This is a genomic window from Amycolatopsis sp. (assembly GCF_036008905.1).
Classification (GTDB): Bacteria; Actinomycetota; Actinomycetes; order Mycobacteriales; family Pseudonocardiaceae; genus Amycolatopsis.
Genome location: NZ_DASYMU010000162.1, coordinates 1 through 16,062, shown reverse-complemented (window position 1 = coordinate 16,062; position 16,062 = coordinate 1). Strand labels below are relative to the sequence as shown.

Genomic DNA, 16,062 nt, shown 5'->3' with positions numbered 1-16,062 from the left:
GTCAAACGATCGTAAGGTATGCTAACGATTATGTCCGAAGGCGCACACGAACGCTCACTGGCGAGCAGGCTGCGGCTGTCGGTGGTCAGGCTCAACCGGAAACTTCGGGCGCAACGGGCGGGCGAAAGCATTTCGCTGACCCAGATCTCGGCCCTTTCCACGCTGCACAAGTGCGGCCCGCTGACCCCTGGCCAGCTCGCGGCGAAAGAAGGCGTGCAGCCGCCGTCGATGACGAGGGTCATCGCCGCGCTGGAAGAGCTCGGTCACGTGAAGCGCAAGCCGCACCCGACCGACGGCCGTCAGGCGATCGTCGAACTTTCCACGATCGGCCTGAGCTTTATCGAGGACACGATCTCGGCACGCGAAGCGTGGCTGGATCAGCAACTGGCGGGGTTGAGCGGTGAGGAGCGCGAAGTGCTCTCCGAGGCCGCCGAAATAATCGACAGGATGGCGGGGAACTAACAGCAGTGACGAACACGGGTAGCAAAGCAGAGTGTCATTCGACAACCACAGCTACCCGGGATTCGGCACCGCCGCCCCACCCTGAGTCGCAGAGCCCACCCACGCGCAAGCCGACGATGTTCTCGTCGCTGCGCGTGCGGAACTACCGGCTGTTCTTCAGTGGCCAGGTGATCTCCAATATCGGCACCTGGATGCAGCGCATCGCGCAGGACTGGTTGGTGTTCACCCTCAGCGGCAACAACCCGATCGCGCTGGGCATCGCGGTGGCACTGCAGTTCACCCCGACGCTGTTCCTCTCGCTCTGGGCCGGTGTGCTCGCCGACCGCGTCGACAAGCGGCGCCTGCTGATGATCATCCAGAGCCTCACCGGCGCGCAGGCCGTGCTCCTCGGCATGCTGAATCTGACCGGTTTGGTGACGTTGTGGCAGGTCTACCTTCTGTGCGTCACGCTCGGCTGTATGGGTGCGCTCGAAGTGCCGGCGCGACAGTCCTTTGTGGCCGAAATGGTCGGCCGTGACCAGATCACCAACGCCGTCGCGCTGAACTCGTCGATCTTCAACATGGCCCGGATCGTCGGGCCCGCCATCGCCGGGTTCACCATCACCTGGGTCGGCACCGGCTGGCTGTTCATCGCGAACGCCGTCACCACGCTCGCGGTCATCACCGGACTCGCGATGATGGACCCGGACAAGCTCTTCCGCGGCCCGACGATCCCGCGCGCGAAAGGCCAGCTCGTCGAGGGCCTGCGGTACGTCCGCGGCCGCGCGGACCTGGTCACCGTGATGGTGCTGGTGTTCTTCGTCAGCACGTTCGGTATCACCTACTTCACCTCGCTGGCGATCATCGCGGCGAACGTCTTCGGTACCCAGGCGGACGGTTACGGCCTGCTGTCGACGTTGATCGCGGTCGGGACGTTCACCGGCGCGCTGATGGCCGCCAGGCGCGGGGCTCGCGGCGGGCCGAACGTGCGGTTGCTCATCATCTCCGCGTTCAGCCTGGGGGCGCTGGAGTTCGTCGCCGGGGCCATGCCGACGTACCTCTCGTTCGGGATCGCGCTGATCCCGCTCGGGTACGCCACGATCACCTTCCTGAACACGGCCAACTCGCTCGTGCAGACCGCGGTCAGCCCGGAGATGCGCGGCCGGGTGATGGGGATCTACGTGCTCGTGCTGATCGGCGGCAACCCGATCGGCGCACCGATGACCGGCTGGCTGGCCGACGCCTTCGGTGGGCGCTCGCCGTTCTTCGTCGGTGGAGCCGTCTCCGCGGTGGCCGCGGTGGCGTGCGCGGCGATCCTGATCCGCCGCGGCGGCGTCCGGTCGGAAAGCCGCTTCAGTGGTCTGCGGGTGCTGGCGCGGCGGTGAACCGGCTGGCCACGGGCCGGCTTCTCGTCCGCTGCCGGGCCACAGATAGGGACTTGCGCACCTAGGTGAGGGTAGGCTAACCTCACAGGTGTCCGCTTCGTGGTGGGAGCGGCAGTCAGTTCGGGAACGGGCGAAGCCCCGCAGCCGGGAACCCCGGCGGCGGGGCTTCGTTCATTATGGGCACGAGATGTCGACATCACGTGATCTCTCACGAACTGAGATACCGCCATCTGTCGACAGATGGCGATGGTCCCGGCACAAAACCGGGGCCCTTCCAAGTGCGGAAGAGCCCCGATGGTGTGAACCTGGAAAATCAGCCCAGCAGGAGGCCGTTGCCACCGGCGACGGCGTTGTCGAAACGCTTGCTGATCTCGGCCCAGTTGAAGATGTTCCAAAGCGCCTCGACGTACTTCGGCTTCACGTTCTTGTAGTCGAGGTAGAACGCGTGCTCCCAGACGTCGACCAGGAGGATCGGCGTGGTCGGGAGGACCAGGTTGTTGTGGTGGTCACGCAGCTGCTGGGTGATCAGCGTCTTGCCGATCGGGTCCCAGGAGAGCGCACCCCAGCCGTTGCCCTGGATGGTCGTCGACACGGCGGTGAACTGCGCCTTGAACTTGTCGAACGAACCGAAGGCCTCGTCGATCGCGGCCGCGAGCTCGCCGGTCGGCTTGTCGCCGCCTTCCGGGGAAAGGATCTTCCACCACACGACGTGGTTGGCGTGGCCGGCCAGGTGGAAGGCCAGCGTGGTCGACAAGCCGACGATGTCACCGAAGTTGCCGGCGTCGCGGGCTTCGGCGATCTTGTCGAGGGTGTCGTTCGCGCCCTTGACGTAGGTCGCGTGATGCTTGCTGTGGTGCAGCTCGTTGATCTCGGCCGAGATGTGCGGCGCGAGCGCGCTGTAGTCGTAGTCGAGTTCGGGGAGTTCATACCGGGCCATGTGGCCCTCCTTTTTTTCATCGACTTTTGCGGTGACGCAAGTTCAGTATCGAACCTAGTAGCTCTCACCCGTTCCCGGCGACCGGGGCCGCGGTATCTCCACAGGTGGAACGCACTTGGTTGTACTTCCAAGCAGTACCCGAGGGCCTGTTGCCTGAAACCGAGCCTGCTACCTCCAGTTAAGTGGAGGTCAAGCCGATGTGACGCCGCTTACGACTCACCTAGCTGCGCGGGAGATGATCGCGCAGGTCACGGGCGGGCGTGGGCTAGTCGATCCGGTATTGGTCCATGTCTTCGGCGAGGGCGGCGAAGACGGCGACGTTGCACTCGAACGCTACGAGCGTCTCGTCGATGACGCGGGATTGCTCGGCTTCGTCCCAGGGGGCGCTGTCGAGCTTGGCGCGGTAGCGGTCGCGGAACGCGGGCGCGCTGCCGATCTCCTCGAAGTGGTAGAAGAGCGCTCCGGCGTCTTTGAGCTGGTAGTTCTTCTCCAGGAGACGGCGGATGACCTGGCCACCGGCGATGTCGCCGAGGTAGCGGGTGTAGTGGTGCGCGACGTAGCCACCGGCCCACTCGGCGGCGGTGGCGCGGATGCGCTCGAGGTACGCCTCGGTGGCGGGGATGGGCCGGATGGTGTCCTCCCAGTCCGGGCCGACTAGGTACGCCATGTCGCGGCGCAGTTTCGGCATCCGGCGGAGCTCGTCGAAGACGAAGCCGCGGCCGACCGGGTCGGCGGCCATCTTGTCAGTGGCCTGCTCGAGAGCCTGGTAGATGAAGTAGTACTGGACGGCCAGTTGTGTGTACCCGGCCTGGTTGAGCTCGCCGCCGAGCAGCGCGTTCATGTAGCCGGAGTGGTTGGCCTTTTCGTGGACGATCTTGGTGGATGCGCGCAGTGTCCGCGAAAACGGAGTCTGCTCCAGCTCCGTCACCATGGGTACCGACATCTTGGCGCCTCCTGCAGTAGCCATCGAGATGACAACCTGTCAGAAAGAGCCTAAACGAAGAAGCTCACTTAGGCTACCCTAATTCCGGCGTTCACTCCGTAACTTTTGCCGCCCCCACCGCCCGCAGGACGAACCGCACCGCCGTGTCGACGGCGTGTTCCAGCTGCTCAGGGGGGACGTCGACGAGCTGGCGGTTGGCCAATGCCGAGGTGATCATCGGGATCAGGACGTCCGGGTCCTCGGCGGGCAACCGGCCCGCGTTCATCCCTTCGGTGAGAATCTCGCGCAGCTTGTCGGTGATCGGGTCGGCGTGCGCGGTGATCCTCCGGTACGCGGCGGGCGCGAGCGTCGAGGCCAGCGCGGCACCCGGCGGGACGTGGTACTCCGCGAGGACCCGCAGCTGCAGCCGGACGAAGGTCGCGAGCTTCTCGATCGGGTCCTTCACCGCGCCGACGGCCTCGCTCAGCTGCCGCACGTACCGGGTCGCCTCGTCCTCGACGAACGCGACGAGCAGGCTTTCCTTGTCCGGGAAGTGGTTGTACATCGCCGTGCGGCCGAGCTTGGCCTCGGCGGCGACGCTGGCCAGCGTGATGGCGTCGAACCCACGCTCGTAGAGCTGGTTGCGCAAGACGTCGAACACTCGAGCGCGGACCTGCTCCCGGTGCTCGCCGAGCGAACTACCGATGATCTTGGGCACGGCCCACCTCCTCAGGGCCTCAATAGTGCCCCTTCAGCTATCCAACGACCACAGGTGGACGGGCTCACCTTCCGCGGACAGCTCGAGGTACCGCGACAGCATCCGGCTCAGCGCCTCGTCGCGCTCCAGGCCCTTGTCCTGCGCGCGCAGGACGAAGTCGCGCTGCCACGACGAGCCGGTCTTCCTCGCGAGACACCGCTGCTCGATGACACCGAGGTAGCGCTCGCGGGCCTCGTCGGAGACCTCTGACCGCTTGAGGCCTTCGTGTGCCAGCGGCAGCAGCACCCGCAGCGCGAGCTCGTCCGGCGGCACCCAGCCGATGCCCGGCCAGTAGAGCTGCGCGTTGAAGCCCTGGCGGGCGCCCGCGTACAGGTTCTCTTCGGCTGCCTGGAACGACATCTGGGTCCAGATCGGCCGCTCCTGCTCGGCGAGCGCGCGCTGGGCGCCGTAGAAGAAGGCCGCGTTCGCGACGACGTCGAGCACGGTCGGGCCGGCGGGCAGCACCCTGTTCTCCACCCGCAGGTGCGGTACGCCTTCGACGACGTCGTACACCGGCCTGTTCCATCTCCAGACCGTGCCGTTGTGCAGGCGGAGTTCGGTCAGCTTCGGCGCCTGCCCGGATTCGAGCGCTTCGATCGGGTCTTCGGAGTCGGTCTCCGGTAGCAGGCCAGGGAAGTAGCGGACGTTCTCTTCGAACAGGTCGAAGATGGAGGTGATCCACCGCTCGCCGAACCACACCCGCGGCCGGACGCCCTGGTTCTTGAGCTCCTCGGGCCGGGTGTCGGTGGCCTGAAGGAAAAGTGGGATCCGCGTCTCGTGCCAGAGGGCCTTGCCCAGCAGGAACGGCGAGTTCGCGCCGAGCGCGACCTGAACCCCGGCAAGGCACTGCGCGGCATTCCAATGTGCGGCGAACTCCTCCGGCGCCACCTGCAGATGGAGCTGCACCGAGGTGCAGGCCGCTTCCGGCAGGATCGACTCGGCGTAGCTGCGCAGCCGCTCGGGTTTGCGGCCCTCCAGCGCGGAGCCCTCCATGGCGAGCACGGTGTGCTCCCCGCGGGCGGCGAAGATCTGGTCGTTGAGCAGCGAATAACGGGCCCTGTTCGTCAGCCATTTCTGGTCGAAGTGATCATGGGTCAACGTCGGCAGGATGCCGATCATCGCCAGCGTCGCCCCGGCGCCCTGCGCCTTCAACCCGGCTTTCGAGAGATACGCGCGCAGGTCTTCCTCGAGTTCGAGCGCGTTGTCCCCGGCCAGTGGGCGCGGTGGCACGTTCAGCTCGATGTTGTGCTGGCCGAGCTCGGTGGTGAACGACGGGTCGTCCAGCGCATCGAGTACAGCGATGTTGGACATCGACGGGAGCATGTCGCCGTCGACGAGGTTCAGCTCGACTTCCAGCCCGATGTTCTTGCGGGCGAAGGAAAAACTGCCATCGGAAAGCATCCGCGCGAGAGTATCCAGACACCGTTGGACTTTGCGGCGGTATCGCCCGCGGTCCCGCGGGTTGAAAGGGTCCGCCGACAGGTCCTTGCCCATACTTGTTTCCGCTCCTTGTCCGGTCAGGGCTTCGCGAGGGCTTGGCGAAGTTACCCGTCCCGTTCGCCACCGTTCCACGGTGAGACAGCTGGGTATAGCGCCAATCTGGTGCTGTCCGTCACCGCGGGTTAACTGTGAGCAAAACTCGTCCGTTCGTACCCTTCGCCGGTTCGGCGTTCGGAGCAGTCGTGCCTATATTTCCCGGATGGCACACTCGTCTCCGTGGCGCGAGTGATCTTCACCGAAGACAAGAATGAGCCGGGACTCGACGATTTCCGTGATTTGTCCACTGCGGACCGTCGGCCGGACCGCCCCGGCGGGCGAGGGCTGGTCATCGCGGAGGGAACCGTCGTCGTCGAGCGGCTGCTTCGGTCGCCGTACCCGGTGCGGGCGCTGCTGGGCGTCGAGCGCCGCATCCGGGATCTGGCCGACGACCTGGCCGGGCTCGACGTCCCGGCGTACGTGACTTCGGCGGAGACGATGGCGGACGTCGTCGGCTTCCATCTCAACCGAGGGGTCCTCGCGGTGGCGGACCGGCCGGCGCCGCCGTCCGTCGAGGGCATCGTCGACAACGCGCGCGTGCTCGCGGTGCTGGAGGGCGTCGGTGATCACGAGAACCTCGGCGCGTTGTTCCGCAACGCGGCCGCACTCGGTGTCGACGGTGTGCTGCTCGGGGCGGGTTGTTCGGATCCGCTGTACCGGCGAAGCGTGCGCGTCTCCATGGGACACGTGCTCCGGGTGCCGTTCGCGACCTTCGACGACTGGCCCGGCGGGCTCGGACTGTTGCGGCAGCGCGGATTCACCGTGGCGGCGCTCACGCCTCGCGCCGATTCCGTGTCTCTGCGGTCCCTTCGTGCCCTTCGGTCCCTTCGCGACACCGCCACTGGGCGCGTCGCGCTCCTGTTCGGCTCGGAAGGGCCAGGATTGAGCGAGGAGGCACTGGCCGCCGCGGATCTCACCGTCCGTATCCCGATGGCCGACGGAGTGGATTCGCTGAACGTGGCCACCGCCGCGGCTGTCGCGTTCTACGAGGTCTCCGACCGTGACTAGGGTTATCGACAACTTGAGGACTGGAGGCGCTGGGGTGGAGCTGCGGATCCGCGGTGAACGCGCGGTGCTGGCCGGGCCGGGCGGCCCGGGCGCGCGGGAAGTCGATCCGCATGATCTGGCCATCGGTGCCGAACTCGCCGACGCGCTGCACGAGTGGGCGCGGGTCGCGTCCGCGGTACGCCGTGCGGGCGACGACGAAGCCTCTGGCGAGCAAGAAGCGACGGCCGTGGTGTCGCAGCGTGGCAGGCAACTGGCCGCCCGGGTCGCCGCGGTCATGGGGACGACCGTGCACTACCTCGACCCGGTCACCCAGGCCGAGGTGCTGATCACGCCCCCGAACCAGCCGACCCCGGAAGCCGAGCCCGCCGCCCCATCGCTGCTGGAGCGGCTCTTCGGCGTGCCCGACCCCGAAGGCGAGCCGACGCCGTGGCTCACCGGGCTGACCGTGGCCGGGTTCGCGGCGGCGGTGGTCGTCATCGCGATGCTCGCACTGGCCGGGACCCTCGCCAGGGAAACCAGCGGCTGGCTGGCCTTGCTCGCTTCCGTCGTCGTGACGGGCGGGCTCGCGCCTTCGCTCTGGCTGGCGCGGAAGATGCCGATCCTGCGTTGGGCCGCACTGGGCGCCGCTGCCGGCGTGCTGGTTTCGTGGGTCGGCGTGCTCGTCGAATCCCTTTAGCGCCGGCTTGGGTGGGTGGCTCGTGAGTGGCAACAAGTGTTCTAACACTCGTAAACACTCACGACTTCGCGCGATAATGGGGCTATGGCTGACGACCCGCTCGAGTCACTGAGACGGCTATGCCTGGCGCTTCCGGAGACGTCGGAACGCAACAGCCACGGCGAGCCGACGTGGTTCGTCCGCGGCAAGAAGACGTTCGTCACCTACGCGGACCATCACCACGGCGACCTGCTCGGGTTCTGGTGCGCGGCGCCGCCCGGGGTGCAGGAAGAACTCGTCGCCGAGGAGCCGGAGCGGTTCTTCCGGCCGCCGTACGTCGGGCATCGTGGCTGGCTCGGGGTCCGCCTCGACGTCGACGTGGACTGGGCCGAGATCGAACGGATCGTCGCCGACGCCTATCGCATGATCGCGCCGAAGTCGTTGATCGCCCAGCTCGAAAGCTAGCCCCGCTGCGAGCGGACGCCCAGCAGGACGTCTTCCCAAGAAGGCACGATCGGGTGGTTCTTCCGGCCCCTCGGGCGCGGGGTTTGCTTCTTCGCCTCGTCGGGCTCCTCCGCGGGGATCCGCGGGATCTCCCGGGTGTCGTCGTCATCGTCGGGTTCGACGACGGGAGCGGAGGCGGCGGGCAACTGTTCCACGGAATCCAAGGTCGGCTGCTCGTCCTCGACGGGTTCGGCTTCGACCGCGCGCAGGGTTCGCGGCGCGCGGTAGGCGGTCGGGTCCAGCAGGTCTTCGGCGTTCTCGTCGAGCGCGGTCACGGTGCCACCGTGCGCGCCGGGGGAGAACGACCAGTGCGCGCGGTTGTCCGAGCGGCCCGCCTGCCAGCGGAGCTCGATGATCCACTTGCCGTCCTCGCCGCGCCAGGAATCCCACTTCGTGTGGGCGTAGTCGTGGCCGCGGACGCCGAACGAATGCGCGATCACCTCGCCGAGGGTCTGCACGTCCGGGCCGTCTTCGCGGATCGGGTGCGCGGCCTGGGCCAGTTGGGTGGTGCGGGAACGCTCGAGCAGCACCGGGTACGCGAAGCGCTCGACGCGCTGTACCGGGACACCGGCTGTCGCGGCCACCTGTTCGACCGACTCACCCGCTCGGATGCGGGCCTGGATCTCGCGTGGTCGCATTTGACTCTCCAACTCGATTTCGATCTGGCCGAGCCGAGTGACGTCCCCCCTGGCAGCCGCGCGAAGTCTTTCATCGGCCGGGAGAATAAAGCGTTCACCGCGCGCCACGTCTTCGCACACGATGGACTTGCCGTCCTCGTGCAACCCGACAACCCGTAGCGCTCGCATGCTCGCCCTCCCGAGACTTCACCTTTGTGGGTGTTGACGTTACTTCGGCGCGTCGCCTTGACGTGCGAGGCGCGCCGAGTGTTCACTCTCCCGCTTTCGATCTTGCTCGCTCGATCTTGAGACACTTCACCGGGCGGATCGGGGAGAACGCGCCGAGGCGGTCGACCTCAAGGTGGGTAATTGTTCGATCACTGAGTGTTAGGTAACCACACGCCCACTACGAGCCCGCCGGATCCCCCCGCTTGCGCGTAAACACTGCCTTCGTGCGCCTGTGCGACCGAGCGGACGATCGACAATCCCAGCCCCGCGCCCTTGGTGTGACTGGTCCGGTCGCGGTCGAGCCGCCGGAACGGCTCGAACAGCGCGGGGATGGCGTCGGTCCGCACGAACGGGCCGGTGTTCTGCACGATCAACGCCGGATTCGGGCCGACCCGCACGTGGACGGTGCCGCCCGCATCGTTGTAGACGATGGCGTTGTGGACCAGGTTCGTGACGAGCCGTTCGAGCAGCACCGGGTCGCCGGCGACGGTCCGCGGCTGCATTTCGGCTTGGAGGGTGACGTCGTGTTCGGTGGCCAGATCCGCCGACGCGCGCAGCACCGACGCCGCCACCTCGTCGAGGCGCACCGGGATCCGGCTGGTCAGGCCGCGGTTGCTGCGGGCGAGGACCAGCAGCCCTTCGATCATCTGCTCGCTGCGCTCGTTGGTGTGCAGCAGGTGCTCACCGAGTCGCCGCAGCTCCGGCGGCGCGTCCGGATCGGCCATCGCCACCTCGATCAGCGTGCGCTGCACGGCCAGCGGCGTGCGGAGCTCGTGCGAGGCGTTGGCGACGAAGTGGCGCTGGCTGTCGAACGATTCCGCGAGCCGGTCGAGCATGCCGTCGAAGGTGTCGGCGAGCTCCTTGAGCTCGTCGGGCGGCCCTTCGAGGTTGATCCGGCGGTCCATGCTCTCGGCGCCGAGCTTCCGCGCGGTGGCGGTCATCTCGTGCAGCGGCCGCAGCACGCGGCTCGCCATCACCCAGCCGAGGAACACCGCGAGCGCCGCCATGATGACCAGTGCGATCGCGGACTGAACGAGCAATGTGGACAGTGTGGACGACTGGTAGTCGGCGAGTGAGCCGGAAACCACCCCGGTCGCGCCCTTCGGCACCGCCACTATTCCCCGCGCCGGCGTGGCAGGGGCGAAATCGGTGGCGATGTCAAGCCGTTGCACGATGGTGGCCGCATACGCGGTGGTATCCGGTAGCGAAGTCCTCACCAGCAGGTAGTTGATCAGGAGCAGGGCGATCCCGGCGAGCAGGAACAACCCGCCGTAGAGCGCGGTCAGCTTGGTCCGCACCGACAGGCGCACGCTGTTCATGTGTCGAACCGGTAGCCGGCGCCGGGCACTGTCTCGATCAGCGCGGGAAGCCCGAGCTTGCGGCGCAGCGTCATCACCGCGACCCGGACGGCGTTGGTGAACGGGTCGGCGTGCTCGTCCCACGCCTTTTCCAGCAGGTCTTCGGCGCTGACCACGGTCCCTTCCGCTCGCATGAGGACTTCCAGCACGGCGAACTCCTTCGGGGACAGTGGCAGGAAACGGCCGTCGCGCGCCGCCTGGTGCCTGGGGACGTCGAGTACGACACCGGCGCGGGTCAGCACCGGCGGCAGCGCCGGTCGCGCTCGCCGGGACAGCGCTTGCACCCTGGCGACCAGCTCGGCGAACGCGAAGGGCTTGGTGAGGTAATCGTCGGCGCCGAGCCCGAGCCCGGCCACCCGGTCGTCGATGTCCGCGGCGGCGGTGAGCATCAGTACCCGGGCTTCACTCTCGGATTTCAGCGCCGCCCGGCACACCTCGTCGCCGTGCACCACCGGCAGGTCGCGGTCGAGCACGACGACGTCGTAGTCGTGAACTCCTATGTGCTCCAACGCTTCTCCGCCGTCGTAACAGACGTCGACGGCCATGGACAGCCGTCGCAATCCTTCCGCGATGGTGTCCGCCAGCAGCCGTTCGTCCTCAACGACGAGTACGCGCAAAGACGCCTCCCTCAGTGTCGACACCCATTGTCGCCGATCAGGGGATAAGCGCGAGATAAACAACTTCGCTTAACGGCACGAAACCGGCTCCTCCGTAGACCTGTCCCCCAAGCGGGTCCGGTCGTCGGGGGCGGACCCGCCCCATCCACTGATCCATCGCAAGAAGGAGAGGGCGAATGAGGAAACGACACGGTTTCGTACTTGTCGCGGGCGTCTTATTGGCGCTGGTGACCGGTTGCGCGAGCAATGACGGCGGTGACGGCAAGATCGCTTCGATCAATTCCCCGGAGAAGTCCGGGGAGCCCGGCGCCGATCCGGCCGCCGACCAGGGCACCGACGAGGACAAGATGCGGGCCTTCGCGAAATGCATGCGAGAGCACGGCGTCGACATGCCCGATCCGCAGGCGGGCCCGGACGGCAAGGGCATGATCGCTGTCCAGGGCGCCGAAGACGGCAAGAACGTCGACATGGCCAAGATGGAGGCCGCGCACGAGGCCTGCCGGAAACTACTGCCCAACGGCGGTGAAATGAAGCCGCTGGACCCGGCGCAGCTGGACAAGATGCGCCAGGACGCCAAGTGCATGCGGGAGCACGGTATCGACATGCCCGATCCCGAGCAGGGCGGCAAGACCACGATGAAGCTCGACCGCGCCCAGGTCGACGAGGGCAAGTTGGAAGCCGCGATGAAGGCCTGTGGCATGGGTGACGGGATGCGCGCGGTGCCCGCGGTGCCGGCGAAATGAGCGAACACGAAGGGCCGGGCGCGGTTCGCCGCGGGCGCCGGGCACGCTGGTTCGTCGCGGCCGCGATCGTCGTGGTGGTGCTGGGTGCGGCTTCGGTCGTGGTGCTGACCAGGGTTTCCGCCGACGCCTCGCAGGAGCAGAAACCGGCACCAGTTGTCGAGCTGGCCACGGTGAAGAAGACCGACCTGAGCGAAGAGGAATCCGCCAGCGGCGAGCTCGGTTACGGCGACGAGCGTGAGCTCTCCGGTCGCAAGCCGGGCACGCTGACGTCGTTCCCTCAGCTCGGCGCGGTCATCGAACGCGGCGAGGCCGTGTACGGGCTGGACGCCAAAGCGGTGCCGCTGTTCTACGGCACGCTCCCGTTCTACCGCGCCCTCGCCGAGGGCGCCGATGACGGACCGGATGTGAAGGAGCTCGAAGAAAACCTGAAGGCACTGGGGTTCGGCACGTTCAAGCCGGACAACAAGTTCACCGCGGCGACGGCCACCGCGCTCAAGAAGTGGCAGAAGTCGTTGGGGCTGACCGAAACCGGCACCTTCGCGCCGGGCGACGTCGTCCTCGCGCCGGGACCGGTCCGGGTGTCCACCCTCAGCGGCCAGCTCGGCGGGGAGGGAACCGGGCCGCTGATGAAGGTCACCGGCACGGAGAAGGTCGTCACCGCGCAACTCGACGCGACCAAGCAGAGCCTCGCGAAACAGGGCGGGAAGGTCGAGCTGGACATCTCCGGTGGCAAGTCCACCACCGGCACCATCACCGAGGTGGGCAACACCGCGGCCGTCGAGGACCAGAGCAACGGCGGTGACGGCAAGGCGAAGATCACCGTGACGATCAAGCTCGACGATCCGTCGGCCGCCGGCACGCTCGACGCCACCACCGCGACCGTCCGGTTCGTCAAGGGAGAACGCAAAGGCGTGTTCGCGGTTCCCGTCGGCACGTTGCTCGCGCTCGCCGAGGGCGGGTACGCGGTCGAGGTCGACGAGGCCGGGAAGCGGCGGCTCATCGCCGTGGAGACCGGGTTGTTCAGCGACGGCCAGGTCGAGATCAGCGGTCCGGAAGTACGTGAGGGCCTGCGGGTGGTGACGACGTCGTGACCCCGGTATTGGCGGTGCGGGAGGCATCGCGGACCTATCCCGGTGACGTGCGGGCGTTACGGGACGTCTCACTGTCCATTTCGGACGCCGAGATGCTCGCGATCGTCGGCCCGTCCGGGTCCGGGAAGTCGACGCTGCTCCAGCTGATGGGCACGCTCGACCGGCCGACGAGCGGGCGGATCGAGCTGCGTGGCCACGACGTCGCCAAGCTGTCCGATCGGAGCCTGTCGGCGTTGCGGTCGCGGTGGATCGGGTTCGTGTTCCAGCAGTTCTTCCTCAGCGACGGCGTCAGCGCGGTCGACAACGTCGCGACCGGGCTGCTGTACGCGGGGGTGCCGCGAAGACTGCGGCGCACCAGGGCGTTGGCGGCGCTCGAACGGGTCGGGCTCGGGCACCGCGCCGGGCATTTCCCGGGGGAGCTGTCCGGCGGGGAACGACAGCGTGTCGCCATCGCGAGGGCGGTGGTGAACCGGCCGGCGATCCTGCTGGCCGACGAGCCGACCGGGAACCTCGACACCACGACCGGCGCGTCCATCCTGCGGCTGCTCGGCGAACTCAGCATGGACGGGACGACGATCGTGATCATCACGCACGACCGCGAAATCGCGGCCGGGGTGCCCAGGCGCATCGAGCTGCTGGACGGGACTTTGCGCCTGGACACCGGAACGCCGGTCGGGGTGGGCCGATGAGCGCGCCCGCGATCGCCCCGCCCGATCCCGCGCGGCTCGGACCGCAGGACGTCGTCACCCTCGGGGTGCACGGGATGCGCACCCGGCCGATGCGGGCCGTGCTTTCCGCGCTGGGGATCGGGATCGGGGTCGCCGCGATGGTCGCGGTGCTCGCCATCCCGGCGTCCGGCGCGCAGGCGCTGCACGACCAGCTCGCCGCGATGGGCACCAACCTGCTCTCGGCGGGACCAGGGCAGACGATGTTCGGCGAAGACGCCAAACTGCCGGACAGCGCGGTGCCGATGGCCAAGCGGATCGGCCCGGTGACCGCCGGTACGGCCACCGGGAAAACCGGGAAGTCCGTGCGGCGCAACGACAAGATCCCGGCGGAGGAGACCTCCGGGCTCAGCGTGTTCGCCGGTACGCCCGACCTGATGGACGTGCTCGGCGGCAAGATCACCAGCGGGGTTTTCCTCGGTCCCGCAACGCAGAGCTACCCGACCGTCGTGCTCGGCGCGGTCGCGGCGGCCCGGCTCGGCATCGACCACGTCGACCCGGCGAAGCCGACGCAGGTGTGGATCGGCGAGCAGTGGTTCACCGTGATCGGCGTGCTGAGCCCGATGCCGCTGGCGCCGGAGGTCGAGCGTTCGGTGATCGTCGGCTGGGCGGCGGCGCAGCAGTACCTCGGCTTCGACGGGCACCCGACCGCGGTGTACGTCCGCGCGGACGAGTCCGAAGTGGACAACGTGCGGCAGGTGCTCGGCCAGACGCTGAACCCGGCGGCGCCCAACGAGGTCGACGTCCGCAGGCCGTCGGAAGCGTTGGCGGCACAGAAGATCACTGATAACACCTACAGTGCGCTGTTCCTCGGGCTCGGCGCGGTGGCGCTGCTCGTCGGCGGCGTCGGGGTGGCGAACACGATGGTGATCTCGGTGCTGGAACGGCGCCGGGAGATCGGGCTGCGGCGCGCGCTCGGTGCGACGAAACGGCAGATCCGCGGGCAGTTCCTCGCCGAGTCGGTCCTGCTGTCCGGGCTCGGCGGGGCGGCCGGTGTGCTCGTCGGCGTTGTCGTGACCGCCGGGTATGCCCTGAGTCAGGGCTGGCCGGCGGTGCTCCCTATCGGCGCGCTCGTCGGTGGTGTCGGCGTCTCGGCCCTCATCGGTGCGATCGCCGGGGCCTACCCGGCCATGCGCGCCGCCCGGCTGGCCCCCACCCAAGCCCTCGCCTGACCGCTCCCGGGGAATACGTCGACACGTTCCCGCGCAACCACCCCGGGAACGTGTCGACATATTCCCTGGGGTCGGGGGACGTGAGAGGGGGGCGGTAGTCTCGCCGGAGCTGGGGGTGAGTAGCTAGGGGGAGTCCGTGGTACCGGTGGCGGGGATGTCTGTGCGCAGGCTCGGCTGGTTGTTCGCGGGACTCGAGTTGGTGGTACTGGTGACGGTGCTGGTCCTCAAACGGTTCGACGGGCTCGACCTCGAGGTCTACCTCGGCGGCGCCCGCGCCCTCGTCGAGCACGGCACGCCGTACGACGCCGGGATCCAGACGACTCACGGCATCCTGCTGCCCTTCACCTACACGCCGTTCGCCGCGGCCGTCTTCCTGCCGGGCACGTGGTTCTCGTTCGCGATGACGATGAAGCTGGTCAGCATCGCGTCGATCCTGGCGATCGGCGTCGTGGCGTACCTCTACGTCGCCCACCTCAACGGCGCGCTCCACGACCGCACCGACGTCCGCGGGCACATGATCGCGGCCTCGGTCGCCATCGGGGCCCAGCTCGCCAGCGCGCTGCTGGAACCGGTCCGGTCGACACTCGGCTTCGGCCAGATCAACGTGTTGCTGATGGTCGCCGTGGTGGTCGACGCTCTGCTGCCCGGCCGTCGCCGGACCAAAGGCCTGCTGATCGGGCTGGCCGCCGCGGTCAAACTCCTGCCCGCCGTGTTCGTGCTGTTCTTCGCCTTCCAGCGCGATTTCAAGTCGGCCGCTCGCGTGGTGCTCGGATTCGTGGCGGCGACCGCGGTCATGTGGCTCGCGGCACCCGCGGCGTCGACGAAGTACTGGACCGAGCTGGTCTTCGAGACCGGCCGGATCGGCGGGCGCGACTACGTGGGCAACCAGTCGCTGCGCGGCATGATCGCCAGGATGGGCTTCGCCGAATCGACGGAGAACCTCGTCTGGATCGTCGCTGTCCTCGCCGTGCTGGCGCTGACGGCGTTCGCGATGCTGCGCGCGCTGGAGCCGGTCGTCTCGCTCACCGCGTGTGCGCTGTGCGTCCTGCTCGTTTCGCCGGTTTCGTGGACGCACCACTGGACCTGGTGCGTGCCGATCCTGGTGCTGTTCGGCTACCTCTGCGTGCGGAACCGGCGTATCGACAGGGCGTTCTCGTACTGGCTCGGCGGGCTGACGGTGCTCTCCGCGGCGCTGTTCCTGATCGGCCCGATGTGGAACGCCGCGCGGCCCGCGAGCACGGTGTTCGACTGGCTGGAGACGGAGTCCTACGAACTGCTCGGGCTGGTTCTGCTGGTCGCGATCGCGACCTTCGCGGCCCGCGCGCCGCGGGAGACGCCCGAGCCGCTCACCACCGAGCGCGGGGTC

Annotated in this window: 17 protein-coding genes; 10 read left to right on the top strand and 7 right to left on the bottom strand. The window is 67.9% G+C overall.

All coding sequences use genetic code 11. The annotated features are described in order from the left end of the window. Positions 1 to 30 precede the first annotated feature (30 nt). A complete protein-coding gene (locus tag VGP60_RS28465) occupies positions 31 to 462 on the top strand; it encodes a MarR family transcriptional regulator (protein WP_327551200.1) in 432 nt (143 codons plus the stop codon). Positions 463 to 578: 116 nt separating this feature from the next. Then, positions 579 to 1,826, top strand: a complete 1,248-nt coding sequence (locus VGP60_RS28460; RefSeq protein ID WP_327551199.1) for an MFS transporter — start codon at positions 579 to 581, stop codon at positions 1,824 to 1,826. A gap of 313 nt (positions 1,827 to 2,139) precedes the next feature. Here the strand turns inward: VGP60_RS28460 and VGP60_RS28455 are convergent, their stop codons facing one another. The 4 genes from VGP60_RS28455 to VGP60_RS28440 form a co-directional block, all read right to left on the bottom strand. After that, on the bottom strand, positions 2,140 to 2,763 hold the full coding sequence (locus VGP60_RS28455) for a superoxide dismutase (protein ID WP_327551198.1): 624 nt from the start codon (positions 2,761 to 2,763) through the stop codon (positions 2,140 to 2,142). Between the two features lie 265 nt (positions 2,764 to 3,028). Further along, a complete protein-coding gene (locus VGP60_RS28450) occupies positions 3,029 to 3,706 on the bottom strand; it encodes a biliverdin-producing heme oxygenase (protein ID WP_327551197.1) in 678 nt (225 codons plus the stop codon). Between the two features lie 91 nt (positions 3,707 to 3,797). After that, the gene (locus VGP60_RS28445) at positions 3,798 to 4,403 is read right to left on the bottom strand and encodes a TetR/AcrR family transcriptional regulator (protein WP_327551196.1); all 606 of its coding nucleotides are present in this window, start codon (positions 4,401 to 4,403) and stop codon (positions 3,798 to 3,800) included. 33 nt (positions 4,404 to 4,436) lie between these two features. Beyond that, positions 4,437 to 5,936, bottom strand: a complete 1,500-nt coding sequence (locus VGP60_RS28440; RefSeq protein ID WP_327551195.1) for a glutamate-cysteine ligase family protein — start codon at positions 5,934 to 5,936, stop codon at positions 4,437 to 4,439. Positions 5,937 to 6,158: 222 nt separating this feature from the next. Between VGP60_RS28440 and VGP60_RS28435 the strand changes: the two genes are divergently transcribed. The 3 genes from VGP60_RS28435 to VGP60_RS28425 all read left to right on the top strand — a co-directional run bounded on the left by VGP60_RS28435 (position 6,159) and on the right by VGP60_RS28425 (position 8,106). Then, on the top strand, positions 6,159 to 6,986 hold the full coding sequence (locus tag VGP60_RS28435) for an RNA methyltransferase (protein WP_327551194.1): 828 nt from the start codon (positions 6,159 to 6,161) through the stop codon (positions 6,984 to 6,986). 34 nt (positions 6,987 to 7,020) lie between these two features. Further along, the gene (locus VGP60_RS28430) at positions 7,021 to 7,662 is read left to right on the top strand and encodes a DUF2537 domain-containing protein (RefSeq protein WP_327551193.1); all 642 of its coding nucleotides are present in this window, start codon (positions 7,021 to 7,023) and stop codon (positions 7,660 to 7,662) included. An 84-nt stretch (positions 7,663 to 7,746) separates the two neighbouring features. Further along, positions 7,747 to 8,106 (top strand): MmcQ/YjbR family DNA-binding protein, encoded by a 360-nt coding sequence (locus tag VGP60_RS28425; RefSeq protein WP_327551192.1) that lies wholly within the window; start codon positions 7,747 to 7,749, stop codon positions 8,104 to 8,106. Here the strand turns inward: VGP60_RS28425 and sepH are convergent. The 3 genes from sepH to VGP60_RS28410 all read right to left on the bottom strand — a co-directional run bounded on the left by sepH (position 8,103) and on the right by VGP60_RS28410 (position 10,965). Next, complete coding sequence (sepH, locus tag VGP60_RS28420) at positions 8,103 to 8,951, bottom strand: septation protein SepH (RefSeq protein WP_327551191.1); 849 nt, start codon at positions 8,949 to 8,951, stop codon at positions 8,103 to 8,105. The genes VGP60_RS28425 and sepH overlap by 4 nt on opposite strands. Positions 8,952 to 9,139: 188 nt before the next feature. Continuing rightward, the gene (locus VGP60_RS28415) at positions 9,140 to 10,309 is read right to left on the bottom strand and encodes a sensor histidine kinase (RefSeq protein ID WP_327551190.1); all 1,170 of its coding nucleotides are present in this window, start codon (positions 10,307 to 10,309) and stop codon (positions 9,140 to 9,142) included. Further along, positions 10,306 to 10,965 carry a response regulator transcription factor gene (locus tag VGP60_RS28410; RefSeq protein WP_327551189.1) on the bottom strand — a complete coding sequence of 220 codons (660 nt, stop codon included), beginning with the start codon at positions 10,963 to 10,965 and terminating at the stop codon, positions 10,306 to 10,308. Before VGP60_RS28410 ends, VGP60_RS28415 begins: the two co-directional genes overlap by 4 nt. 176 nt (positions 10,966 to 11,141) lie before the next feature. Here VGP60_RS28410 and VGP60_RS28405 point away from each other — a divergent pair, with 176 nt between their 5' ends. The 5 genes from VGP60_RS28405 to VGP60_RS28385 form a co-directional block, all read left to right on the top strand. Beyond that, the gene (locus VGP60_RS28405; RefSeq protein ID WP_327551188.1) at positions 11,142 to 11,708 is read left to right on the top strand and encodes a hypothetical protein; all 567 of its coding nucleotides are present in this window, start codon (positions 11,142 to 11,144) and stop codon (positions 11,706 to 11,708) included. Further along, on the top strand, positions 11,705 to 12,799 hold the full coding sequence (locus VGP60_RS28400; protein ID WP_327551187.1) for a peptidoglycan-binding protein: 1,095 nt from the start codon (positions 11,705 to 11,707) through the stop codon (positions 12,797 to 12,799). The genes VGP60_RS28405 and VGP60_RS28400 overlap by 4 nt, the downstream gene beginning before the upstream one ends. After that, entirely contained in the window at positions 12,796 to 13,488 is a 693-nt protein-coding gene (locus tag VGP60_RS28395) for an ABC transporter ATP-binding protein (protein ID WP_327551186.1), read from the top strand. The genes VGP60_RS28400 and VGP60_RS28395 overlap by 4 nt, the downstream gene beginning before the upstream one ends. Beyond that, positions 13,485 to 14,696, top strand: coding sequence for an ABC transporter permease (locus VGP60_RS28390; protein ID WP_327551185.1), 1,212 nt, complete (start codon positions 13,485 to 13,487; stop codon positions 14,694 to 14,696). The genes VGP60_RS28395 and VGP60_RS28390 overlap by 4 nt, the downstream gene beginning before the upstream one ends. Before the next feature lie 154 nt (positions 14,697 to 14,850). Next, a partial coding sequence (locus VGP60_RS28385) for a glycosyltransferase 87 family protein (protein WP_327551184.1) occupies positions 14,851 to 16,062 on the top strand: 1,212 nt, incomplete at its 3' end.